Genomic DNA, 12,005 nt, shown 5'->3' on the forward strand with positions numbered 1-12,005 from the left:
TTTTACGTTGTCCTTCCTTTTCTTTTATTACCCCCCCCTGTTTTTTTTAGTTGCGTGCGGGGGGGGCGCGCCCCCCCCCCCCCCCCCGCCACAGCACTAGCCCGGAAAGGGTACATGAAGCCGTGAAGGTATCTGCTGGTTCCGCAGAAGACCTAGGACTTTTCCTCCATCATCTGGGAACCCACCTTCGAGAGATAGAGGCATCGGTCACCATCGATCTCTATGCCGACTTCGAGATCGAAGAACCAGACGCAAAGAAAGAGTTCGAGGAATTCCGTGCACGGATCGTGCGCGCCAGTGAGTCTCAGCCTCAACGTGGGTTTTGGTCCCGGTTCGCAAGGAAGCCCGAGCGGTTCATGGGAGTCCCTCTCGACCTCACCACAGACGAAGGAATCAGAACCTTCTCGCTCCTGGCGCCGAGGGTGATCGGCTGCGAAGGATACAGAAACAAGAAGGTTATATTCTCGACCATCGAGAACGAGAACATAGTGCGGCTCGACATTCCTGAACAAGAGGTGAGTCGGATAGTGGCCCAGGCGCATCTGAGCGGTGCCGTGAGTGTGATCGCCACAGACTAACAAGCTGGGCGAGCATGTTCGCCGACTTGGACGTCCAAATTTCGCGCAATATGAAAAGTTGTGGAGTCGGCTTCGGCCAGCTCCACAACTTTTCTATTTCTGGACAGATGCTACGACCTGCCAGTAATGGGAGGCCGCTGGATCCTGCCCTGCGCCCCCGCCCTCATTTACAACGGTCTTCCGTCGGGCAATCTTTTCGATTTCGATATCGAGCGAATACCATTCGGCTTGCCGTACAGGCTATCGCTGCGGTGAAAACTATAAGAATCGCCCACTGTATGGCATTCGCAACTTCGCCGTCGGACGGATTGTCGAGTGCAGCCACTGCAATGAAGAGCCAGCAGCCTACCACCGAAAGAATGCATCTCCAGTTTTTCATTGCGCTAGAAGCGACCACGCCATGGGCGAATGCTGTACTTGGGATACCAGCGCGGAGTCGACCGGTTGTAGATATGGGCCATTCCGTTCCACGCGAAACGTCTGGCATGACGATACGTGTTTCTGCCGTACCAATAAGTGTCAGCCACGCCAGCGACAATAGTTGCGTTCCAGGCGCATCGCCCGAAGCCTCGCAAGCTACGGCACCTACTGAGTCTGCGTGTCGTTTTGACCGCTCGGTGGCCCCACGAGCCGGGAGATACGTACAACCCGAACATCGCGGCCGAGTGGAGCATGTCAGCACTCGCGTGCCGACGTCGCACGTTCCGCCACTTCCTCACCCAGGAAACCGGGTTGTACCAGCGTCGTCCGTCGAGGTCGTATTGGTTGATGGGGTCGCCGGGGTAGGCGTAGGCGTTGGCGCCGCCGCCGTAGACGGGGTCGATGGACAGGAAGCGTCCGGTGGTGGGGTTGTAGAGGCGGACGCCCATGAGGGTGAGGCCGGTGAGGGTCTCGGTGGAGCGCTGTTTGGCGCCGAGCCAGTTGTAGCGGGTGGCTGGCTGTCCGGTGCGGCGGTTGCCGTATTCGTCGCTGTCCAGGGCGGTGGGGGCCTGGCTGGTGTCCAGCGGGAGCTGGAGGGCGACGTCGCCGTGGATGGTGCTCAGCTGCAGGGTGGTGTCGCCGGTCTTGCTCGTGGTGGCGGCAAGGTCGCCGGAGGCGGACTCGACGTTGCGGGTCAGGGTGCCGGTGGCGGTGTCCTCGATGATCCAGCGGGGGTTGTCGCTGGCGCCGTCGTAGTGGTTGAGCTTGGCGGCGGTCTGGGTCCAGGTGGTGCCGCTGCCGGTTTCGACCTTGAAGGAGCGGAACCGCAGGGCGGCGTCGAGTTGCCAGGTCTGGCGCTTGCCGCCCGAGGTCTGCTGGTAGGCGAGGTCGTTGGTGTAGTAGCTGAGGGTGCTGCCCGGCAGGGCGGTGGTGCGGCCGAACGCGTCGTAGGTGTAGCCGGAGTCGACGAGGCGGTCGGCGCTGTCGTAGGTGTGGCTGGTGGTGGCGGCTCCGGTGGAGGTGCAGGCGCTGCCGGACTCGGCGGTGGCGGTGGCCAGCGCGGTGCGGTTGGTGCGCTTGTCGAAGGTGTAGGCGCGGCGGGTGCAGGCCTCGCCGACGGTGTCGTCGACGTTTGTGAGGCGGCCGGCCTTGTCGTAGGTGTACTTCTGGGCTGACCAGCCCTGGTGGCTGGTGGCCTGGCCGTGGACGTTCTCGGTGACGGTGTCGGTGTAGACGTTGGTGGCGTCGCTGTCGCGGGTGTAGGCCCGGGACGTGGTGGCGCCGGTGGTGTCTTCGGTGACGGTCAGGGTGTAGCCGCCGGGGAGTGTCTCGGCGGCGATCGAGCCGTCCGCGTCGTAGGTGGCAGAGAAGTCACCGGCGACGGAGTCGCTGGTCTTGGTGACCAGGCCACGTGGTTCGGCTGTGTGGTTGTAGGTGTAGGTGACGGTCGAGGGGGCGGTGTCGGTGACCTTGACCGGGCGGTCGAGCTTGTCGTACTCGGTGCTGGTCTTGCCCGCGTCGGCGTCGGTGTAGGAGATGAGACGGCCGAGCTTGTCGTAGCTGCTGGTGATGGTGCCGCCGGTGGTGGACGTCACCTTGGTGATCTGTCCGGTTGCCGGGTCGTACTCGTTGGTCGTCTCGGGGACGGCCTGGCCGAGGGTTCCGGTAATGGTTGTCTTCAGCGGACGGCCGGCGGCGTCGTGGGTGCTGGTGGTGGTGCGGGTCTGGCTGCCGGCGGTCTCGGTGACCTTGGTGGTCTGGCCGAAGTAGCCGTATTCGGTGGTGGCATCGGGCAGGTTGGCCGGGTTGGAGCCGCCGCCGGTGATGGCGCCGGCCGGGCCGGTCCAGCAGGGCTGGTCGGCCCATTCGGGGCGGCCCTGGCACGATCCGGTCCCGGTGGCCGTCCAGTACTCGGTGATCCTGGTCGCGGCGTCATCTCCGCTGGAGCCGGGCAGGGACTGTGCGGTCACCCGTCCTTGCGCGTCGTAGTCGGTCGCGGTGGACAGGTTCAGGCCGCCGGAGTCCTGGATTGTGAGGGTGGGCAGGCCCTTGGCCCAGTCGTACTGGGTCTCGTTGACGCGCTTTTCGCCCATGACGGAGTAGTAGTCGCGGACCCGGGCACCGGTGATTTCCAGGGTGACCTGGTCCTTGACAGTGGCGGTGCCGTCGGTGGGGCGTCCCTCGTCGTACTCCTTGACTGTCCAGGTCCGTGCGGGCACGGAGGTGCCGGCCTGGACCAGGACGGTGGAGCCGTCCTTGAGGTCCTCGCTGAGGTCGACCCGGTGGATCGGCCCGAACTCCTCCAGCTCCCGGGTGCCGGTGGTGTTGAACAGCGAGGTGGTCGACAGCAGGTGAGCGCGTTCGCCCGAGGACTGGGAGATGATGCCCAAGTCGGTCAGGACGCCCTTGTCGTCTGCCGTGCTGCCGAGTGCCAGCTTGCGGTTACCGGCGGTCAGTTGACGCACGGTGTTGCCGAACCGGTCGTACTCGGTGGTGGTGATGTACTTGCCCGGAGTGGCGGTGTTGACCTCTCGGCCGGAGGCGTTGAGGTAGTGCACGGTGGCGCGCGGGTAGTCGGCCGCGGCCAGGGCCTCGCCGTCGTGGGAAGCGGGCACCGAGTCCGCAGGGAAGACGGCGGTGGCGTCCGCCGGGCCGTCGAGCTGGCCCCAGGCGGCGATGTCCGAGGCCCCCATGGTGTGGGGTGCCTTGCTGCCGGTCAGCGGGACACCGTAGACGATGCTGGTGGCCGCCTCGCCCTCAACGGTGTCGGCCGTGCCCTGCTTCAGCGTGGGCCGGGAGACCTGCAGCAGCATGCCGTCGCCGGCGGCCGTGCCGCTGCCTGCATTGCCGTAGGTGAAGGTCCAGGGCAGTTCACCGGCCGGCTCGAGCCAGGTGACGCGGCCCTCGGAGTAGGCGTACTGGGTCTCGGTCTGCTGCCCCAGACGGGGATCGAAGGACTGGCGCAGCCGCCCGGAGGAGTCGTAGCGGTAGCTGGCCACGGCGGTCGCGGTCGCGGCAGACGCTCCGGGCCCGGTGGCCCACAGCTTGATCTGCTTGACCTGGCCGGTGAAGTCACCGAACTGCGCGTCGGTGTCGGTGCCGGTGGCCGTGGTGGCCGTGGCGTAGACGAACTCCAGCACCCGGCAGCCCTTGGTCGCCGGGTCGGCCTCGCAGGCAGCCGTGGTCGCAGCCGAGGTCGGCGCGATGATCCGCTTGGGCCTGGCCAGCGTCTTGCCGTCCACCTCCACGGTCTCGGAGATCACCTTGGTGGTGGAGTTCGTCAGGCCGTCCAGCAGGGTGGTGGAGACCTGCCAGGTGGTGGCGGCCGGAGCGGGCTTGGCGAAGGTGGTGACCGTGCCCTCGGTGTCGGACAGCGTGAACGTGTCGTTCGCGCTGCTCTTGAGGGTGAGGTCCTCCGCGCCCGGCTCGGGTATCCAGCCGTTCTTCGCGGCGTTGGCGGTGAAGTGGAGGCTGTCGCCCTCGGCGAGGACCACGTCGACCGCGGTGGCGGAGACCTTGCGCAGGTGGCTGTAGTCGGATTCGGTGTCCTCCGCGACGGTGCCGGCCACCCACTCCTTGCCGAAGATCGCGGCCTGTCCCTCCTGCTTGGCTCCCTGGTCAGGCGTGCGGGACGACGCCGAGCGGGTCACGTTCATGCCGAAGAACGACGCGTCGGTCTGCGACAGCGTGTAGTCACCGGTAAGCAGGTTCACCGATCCCGGGCCCACCTCGCTGGCCGCGGCGCCGTCGGCACCTCGGTCCACGACCACCGCCAGCGGTGCGGTGCTGGACGAGGCGGAGTTCGGGCCGGTGAAGTCGGCCTTGATCTGGATGGTGCCGTCCGGGCTGACGGTGGTGGTGGCGTTCCATACCAGCGCCGCGTTCTTGCCGCCTGTCAGCGGCACCGGCCAGGCGCTCAGCGCGCTGCCGCCCGAGGTGACGTCACCGGCCGGGATCGGGGTCCAGTCGTCCGCTTCCGAACGGCGCCAGGAGAAGGACACCTTGTCGTACTTGGCCGCGTCGGCCTCGGCGACCAGCGGCAGCCTGCGTGCGGTGCGCTCGCCCTCGGCAGGCTGCACGAACCCGCCCGGACCGGCGTGGAAGACGTACTCCTTCGCCTCGGATTTGTTGTCCGCCTTGTCGACGGAACGCACCTGCAGAGTGTGTGTGCCGTTCTTCGCCGGGGTGACGGAGATGCCCTTCGCCGCGGCCGACCCGCCGGTGGCGACCTTCGTCCAGGTCACTCCGTCCAGCGACCACTCCAGCCAGTTGTGGTCCGCGGCCGGCGGGGTGACCGTGAACGTGCCGGCCTGGCCCGCGCCCTTGACCCACTGGCCACTGGGGTAGTCCGTCGAGGTGATCTGCGTCGGGGCGGACGGGGCGGACGTGTCGACCGTGAAGGTCTTCCACCCCGACCAGCCCACGTTGTAGTGCGTGCCGTCGAACGGCGAGGTGCGGAACTTGTAGGTCTTGCCGTTGCTCAGCACGCCGGCCGGCACGGTCACCGAAGCAGGAGAGCCCGACGCCACGTACTTGGAGACGATGACATCGCCGACCTGCGTGTTGGTGGCGTTGTCGTAGATCTGGAAGGTGCCGTTGACCTTGTCGCCGTCGGCGTCGACGAACGTGTCGCGCAGCGTCGGCGTGGCCGTGTTGACCGTGTAAGCGCCGCTGTAGGAGAAGAACGGCGGGCCGGCCTCCTGCTTGGTGCCGGTCTTGGGCCGGAAGTTGTAGTTCACCACCAGCTTCGGCGGATTCGAGGCCGCGTTGGCGGAGTTGACCCGCTTCCACTGCGCCACAACCGACTCGCTCGTCGCCCGCAGGCCCATGTGCCCGCGGGTCGCCTTCGCCGACGCCCACTCCTGGGCCAACGTTGTCACATCCGCGTTGATCCATCCGTCAGGCGCCGAGGTGCAGGACGGATTGCCGCGCGTCTCGGTGGACGTGGCCTTCTTCGCCGTCATCGTCGGCCGGTTCGTCCACCGGCTCGCCGTCGAGGCCGCAGGAGAGGACCACACCTCCCACGACTGGGCCGAGCAGTCGGTGTTGTTGCCGGAGTGGAAGTTCCACAACGACAGCTTCGCGCTGGAGACCAGAGCGTCAGCGATCGGCGTCGAGTTCCAGCTGATGAACGACTGCGCGGTGCGCGGCGTGCCGTCGGAGTTCGTCGTGCCCGGGTTGCCGAAATCCAGCTCGGTGTCCGTGGACAGATCGACCGTCTCGCCCTGCTGGACGTAGGTGTCGAAGACGTTCGACAGCGACGACGTCGAGGGGTCGACCGTCACCGGGTACTGCGTCTTGGGATCCGCGAGGAACTTCGCGTCCGGGGTGATGACCAGATCCACGCCGCCCCTGGTCTTGACGACCTTCATCGCGACCCTGGCCCGGTTGACGTGCTCACCCGAACGCTTGTCGACGGCCGCGTCCCACATCACTGGCGCGGGCATGACAGCCCGTTTCTTGTTCTTGCCGTTGGTGAACAGCACACTGCCGTCCGCCAGTTGCTTCGCCTTCAGCCCCTTGGCCTTCAACGGCAGCGTGTACGAGTAGCCGCCGGCCGCCGGCCGCCGTTTGATCTCGACGAACTGCTCGAAACCGGTCCGGGTCGCCTCCACCACCACGTCCGCACCCGGCACCGCCTCGGGATACTCCGCACGCGTGCCCTCCAGCCTCGGCTCGGGCAGCCCGCCCTTCCACTGCAGCGTGATCTGCTCACCGCCCTCGCCCAGCGTCACCAGGTCGACAGCCTTCGCCCGCTGAGCCGCCTTCAGCGACGACGCCGGCACACCGCTCCCGCCGGCCAGCCGCAGCCGGTCGGGATGCGCCACCGGCGCCACCCCGTCCCCCGACTCCCGCAGACTCACATCGACATCAACCCACTTACCGTCCCGCTCGAACCGCACCGGCCCGGCCGACAGCTCCGTCGTCAGACTGCCGTTGCTGTTCACCCACGTCCTGGACGTCTCGGTACGCTCCGACAACGCCTCCACCCGCTTGCCCGACAAACGGGCCGCGACCTTCGCCGACGCGATGTCCGCCGCAACCGACGGCGCCTTCACCTTCGACTTCGGCGCCTGGCCAGCCCGCTCACCGGGCGCCGCCACGGCCACGCCCTCCATCAGCGTCACCGACATCAGAACCGCAAGACCCCCCGCTATCCAGCGCAGACTCCTGCTGTCCTCATGCCACACCCACCCTCGCTCCTCGGCAGAGGGCAGCTCCTCAGATCTCACCAAATGTCCCCGTCTACTCACGATGTAAAGAACCAGTGATCAATCCGCAAAGTAGCCCGGGACACAACAACACCAAGATCACCAAAGGGACTTCACAGGACACCCCACCCCCCAACCCCACCCATGACCTTGATCACATGACAACCCATCACAAATACAGAAACCCACACCCCACAAAACAACCAGACAGCCAACCGCCGCGACTGCGCTCGCCAACAGGACGCCGACGTCTGCGCGACTCAGCAGCGGAGGCAGAAGGCCGGGGCGATCCGGCGTCCCACAGCACGGTCTCCAGGGTGAGGTCCTCACGGGCCGGGCCGCAGCGCCGGGTTTGGATGAATGCCCTCAAATTTCACAGGACAACAGCGCCCGGCGGCGCCAGGTCCTCAGTGTCGGCACCCAGAATTCGGCCGACTTCAATGACGCTCACATCGGGATTGACGCACACGTTCGATCATGATGTCGGGGTCGGGTAGGGTGCGACGCGCTCCCAGCACGGGAGCCATAGCGCACCGCCTCAGCAGTACCGAGTGCTGTAGTCACCCCTAACGATGGTGTGCGCGGCACGCGTTGCCCTTTGTGCAAGCACCAGCCGCGGTCGCAAGCCACGATCTGAATGGGGTGGGGATGTCCAGACACCGGTTGTCCAAGAAGGGCCGCTACATCGCATGGACGACGGCAGGCGCTGCTGTCGTCGCCGGTGCCGGAATCACGGCACAGACCTCGATCGCGGCTCCGGCCTGGCCGGCGCAGAAGACGTACACGGGCCGGGCCTTCGACGCCTGCACGGCACCGTCACTCGCGGCGATGAAGGCCTGGAACACCGGCTTCTACGGCGCCATCGCGGTGTACATGGGGGGCAAGAACCGCGGCTGCGCCCAGCCCAACCTCACCGCATCGTGGGTGAAGTCGGTCAATTCCCTCGGCTGGAAGCTCATCCCGCTCTACGTCGGCGCCCAGCCACCCTGCCAGACAAGCGCGAACCCGGAGAAGTTCACCGCCTCCACAGCAGCCTCCCTCGGCGCGAGCAACGCCAACGACGCCGTGTCCAAGGCCGCGGCGCTCGGCATAAAGGCCGGCAGCCCGATCTACCTCGACATGGAGCCGTACGACATCACCAACAAGGCATGCAACGACGCCGTGCTGACGTACGTCCGCTCCTTCACCAAGACGCTACGCGCCAAGACCTACCGCGCCGGCTACTACGGCTTCAGCAGCTCCAGCGCCAAAGCCGTCGCCACCGCCACGGACAAGACGGACCTGCCCGGCAACCTCTGGTACGCGCTGTGGGACAAACAGAACACCACCACCGCGGACTGGCCGTGGGACCCCAAGCTGTTCACCAACCACAGCCGCGGCCACCAGTACATGGTCAACAGCAAAGAGACGCGCGGCGGCCATACGATCACCGTCGACCGCAACGCCTGGGACGCCCCAGTAGCCCTCGTCGGATGACAACCGGGTCCCACCGCATCCACCGCCCTGTAATCCGTTGCTCGCCTCGAAGGTGAGTTCAGCGGTGGCGGGACGGAAGCCTGGCAGGGATGAGGCCACGGTACAGCGCTCCTTCCAGAGGCTCCCAGGACCACACTCCCCCAACGCTGATGAGTTCCGGGAGGCAGAGCTGGCCCGCCTGGAGGATGCGTCGGTCGACCCACACGGGGCGTGGTCGGCTCATCGAGGGCAGGGTGTGCGGCCGGCCGTGGTGGCGGCGCGGCGTTTGGCGGCTTCGGCCTGCCGGGCGCGTTGCTGCTCCCACCGGTGCTCGCGGGCCCACGCCTGGGCGGTCACGGCCTCGTGCAGCTGCCGGTCGACCGCCCTACAGCGGTCCGTCTCAGAGGCGCACGGCATCGCGGTTTCGACGGCGGCCGCCACCGAGTGCCGCTGGGCACGGCTGCTGGCCTGCCGCTCTTCGCACTGCGGGCAGTCCCGGCCGGAGTTGAGCAAGGTGCGGTCGCCGCACTCCTGCCGCTGGGGCAGGCCCTTTCCGATCAGCCGGCCGACCGGGTCCTTGATCGGACCACCGAGGCGCAGCTGATCGGCCAGACGCCGGGCGAGCCGGTCAGCGAGGACCTGCGGTCCGTCGGTCCGGCCGACGAACCCGCTCACCGTGACCAGCTCGGAGCGGGCGGCAGCCTCCACCAGGCGGCGTGCCGCGGGACGCTCCAGACGCGCCCACACCAGCCGCACCGGCCGACTCACCCGAACCAGGCCCCTGTTCGAACCCCCACCGACCACCCGAGACACAGGCACGCCAGGCTGCCGCACCCGCAGACACAGGTGCGGCGCCACCGCCTCCTGCCGCTCAAGCCCGGATGCCTTGCATGACGTCGCAGAAAGTTCTTGCTCCCAGCCCAGGGCGCGGCGGGAGAGTGAAGTTGCGGTACCGGTCCGTTCCTGGAACCGCGTGTCGCGTGTCGCGATCTCAGGACGGCAGAGCCAAGAAATTAGGTTGTCAGCCTGCCGGGAGAAAGCGAGGCGACAACGGGTGACGGCATCGGATACTACGGAGAAGTCCTTCTTCGAGAAGGCCGCCTACATCGTTACACCGGGATCGGTCGTCTTCGCGCTCCTGTACTACGCCGGCCACACGTACCGCAGCGCGTACTATTCCTACTTCGGTCTCCGCGTCAGTGAGTTGGAATTCACCCCCCAGGACTATTTGCTCGGCAGCCCGGCGGCCATCTTCCTCCCCCTGTGGGTACTGCTCACTCTGGGAATCGTCGGCGTGATTGCCTTCCGGCCAATGGAGCGACGGCTTTCAGCGGCGGCACGGCGAGGCCCGGTGAGTCGGGCGCTCGCCGCGGTGGGAGTCGTCTTGCTGTTGCTCAGCTTCCCCGTCCTCCTGGAGCCTGCCTGGTGGCTGCGCGGCATGGTGGTGCTTCTGCCTATCGGCTGGCTACGGGCCCTGCTCCCCGCCTTTCTCGTGGCCGTGGGCGGGCTTCTGCTGCTGTTCGCCGTGCATCTGGGCCGCGCTCCGCACCTTCGCGGGAGCCGCCTCTGGGGCGTCACGGAAGGACTACTCGTCTCCGCGACGGCGCTGATCGCGTTCTTCGCCATGGCCCGCTACGCACACGGAGCGGGGACGTCGGAGGCTCACGAGGACGTGATGCGAAACTTTAGCGGCATGACGCGCGTCCTGGTTCACTCACGTCAGCCGATCTTCCCATCGGCCCCCACCGTCCGCTGCGAGGATCGGGGCGCCGCCTACTTGCCCTATCGGTACAGGTGCATCGGATTCCGAGTTCTGGCGAAGACGAGCACACGGTACTACCTCGTGCCCAGGCAGCGTCTGGCCGATGGGGACATCACCCTACTTCTCCAAGATGACAACACCATTCGCGTAGAGGTCCGCGGCAAGAGGTGAGCCGAACTAGTGCCGCCGGTCAGGTAGGGATGACCGGCGACACCTCTTCGGGAGCCGTGTCCGGATCCGGATCGGGGATCGTGTCCGGAGCCGTGTCCGGAGCCGTGTCCGGGGCCGGACCTGTCGTTCCATCCCCGTCCGGGAGGCGCGGCGTCGGCGAATCCGGCTCACTCGTCCAAGTGTCCTCACCGGGGCTCGTCGTATCCGGGCCGGGCTCGCGAGGTGACACGTCAGCGGTCACGTCTCCCCGGTCCGTCTTGAGCTCAATCTCGATACCTTTGTCGGCGGCACCGGCGGGAATAAGCATCTTGAACTTGCATGACTCCCCTGGAGGAACGGGCCGGTCGCACTCATTACGGCTGATGCTCGCGCCAGCGGACGTCCCTTCACCCGTTACTTCTACCGCCTCCACCTCCATCGGTTCGCTCGTGGTGTTGGCGACGGTGACCTCAACCTCGGTCGACTCGCCTGGGTCCGCCCGCGGAAAGTCGACCTGCGGGTCGCTGTCCTGGCCGGTTTCCTCGCCTGGAAACAGGGTCGCGGCTCCAGCCACCTGGGGTGGACGCGTCGGGGACGCCTCGGGCGCGCTGCCGCCGCCCCCGCAGCCGGTCATCACGGTCCCAAGGGCCAGGAGTACGCAGGCCCGCAGGGCGGTCCCCGTACGCAGTTCGGAAGCCCCGCGGGTCTCCGGTGTGCTAGGCATTACCGCCTCCGCTGTGAACTCGACACGACGTTCGAGCCTGGCACGGGGTGCGCCTACGAGCGTGGTGATGCACCATCGGCACACCGACCGCTCACCCGACCAGACGATGTGCACGCCGCTCGGCGAGCCACCTCCGCTGCGTAGGCCATTTAACGAACTACCGGTAGCCGCCCTTGCGGTCTCGATGCACGCGTGTAGGGTCTCGCGCTTCGCTGCATACGCCGAGGCCGTGACCTGCGGCTTCTCGCGGTGTCTCACGCTGCTTCATCTGCGGTTGTCTCGGCTCTCGGTACATCCCCGCCAGGTTTGCCGAGGCCGCTCCGGGCGGGTCAGATCGCTGACCTGCGAGGTCTCATGGCCCGCTATCACCTGGGAGCTGTGTGGCGGTGCCGTATGTCGGATGTTCGACCGCAACATCGCACTGCGCCGGGGCATTGCCCCAGTCCGCGCCTGCAGGACGACCCCCGCGCCTGTGGGGGTAACTTGGCGGGTCCACCTGACACGGGCATCCCGCCTCGTGGCAGCACTCTCCATGCGGCCGTCGGCGGGCCCGTGTCCCGCCTGCTCAACACGACATCTTCCGGCCGCTCGTTGAGATCCGGGACCGTGGTGAACGGCACCGACCATGCCGGTCCCCGGCCGGGAGGCGGTGTGACTTACCACCTGTGAGAGTGAGCCGGAGCCGAAGGACTGGAGCGGGGCCT

General features: G+C 66.9%; 5 protein-coding genes. 3 read left to right on the plus strand and 2 right to left on the minus strand.

Going from position 1 to position 12,005, the window contains the following annotated elements; all coding sequences use genetic code 11:
- The first annotated feature begins 122 nt into the window (after positions 1 to 122).
- Positions 123 to 578: a hypothetical protein gene (locus ABT147_RS46055; protein WP_351418283.1), complete on the plus strand. Its 456-nt coding sequence runs from the start codon at positions 123 to 125 to the stop codon at positions 576 to 578.
- 383 nt (positions 579 to 961) lie between these two features.
- Here ABT147_RS46055 and ABT147_RS46060 read toward each other — a convergent pair whose 3' ends face one another.
- Positions 962 to 7,132 (minus strand): RHS repeat-associated core domain-containing protein, encoded by a 6,171-nt coding sequence (locus ABT147_RS46060; protein ID WP_351418286.1) that lies wholly within the window; start codon positions 7,130 to 7,132, stop codon positions 962 to 964.
- A 726-nt stretch (positions 7,133 to 7,858) separates the two neighbouring features.
- On the opposite strand from ABT147_RS46060, the gene ABT147_RS46065 reads away from it, so the two are divergent.
- Positions 7,859 to 8,686 carry a glycoside hydrolase domain-containing protein gene (locus tag ABT147_RS46065; RefSeq protein WP_351418288.1) on the plus strand — a complete coding sequence of 276 codons (828 nt, stop codon included), beginning with the start codon at positions 7,859 to 7,861 and terminating at the stop codon, positions 8,684 to 8,686.
- 219 nt (positions 8,687 to 8,905) lie between these two features.
- Here ABT147_RS46065 and ABT147_RS46070 read toward each other — a convergent pair whose 3' ends face one another.
- Complete coding sequence (locus ABT147_RS46070) at positions 8,906 to 9,433, minus strand: hypothetical protein (protein WP_351418291.1); 528 nt, start codon at positions 9,431 to 9,433, stop codon at positions 8,906 to 8,908.
- A 286-nt stretch (positions 9,434 to 9,719) separates the two neighbouring features.
- Between ABT147_RS46070 and ABT147_RS46075 the strand changes: the two genes are divergently transcribed.
- Positions 9,720 to 10,598, plus strand: a complete 879-nt coding sequence (locus ABT147_RS46075; protein ID WP_351418293.1) for a hypothetical protein — start codon at positions 9,720 to 9,722, stop codon at positions 10,596 to 10,598.
- Positions 10,599 to 12,005 lie beyond the last annotated feature (1,407 nt).

It is taken from the genome of Streptomyces sp. NPDC001868, assembly GCF_040297125.1.
In the GTDB taxonomy this organism is placed as follows: domain Bacteria; phylum Actinomycetota; class Actinomycetes; order Streptomycetales; family Streptomycetaceae; genus Streptomyces.

Excerpts from the sequence above, each read along its gene's own strand:
- ABT147_RS46060 (WP_351418286.1), bottom strand. The coding sequence starts at position 7,132 with ATGTCGGTGACGCTGATGGAGGGCGTGGCCGTGGCGGCGCCCGGTGAG.
- ABT147_RS46065 (WP_351418288.1), top strand. The coding sequence starts at position 7,859 with ATGTCCAGACACCGGTTGTCCAAGAAGGGCCGCTACATCGCATGGACG.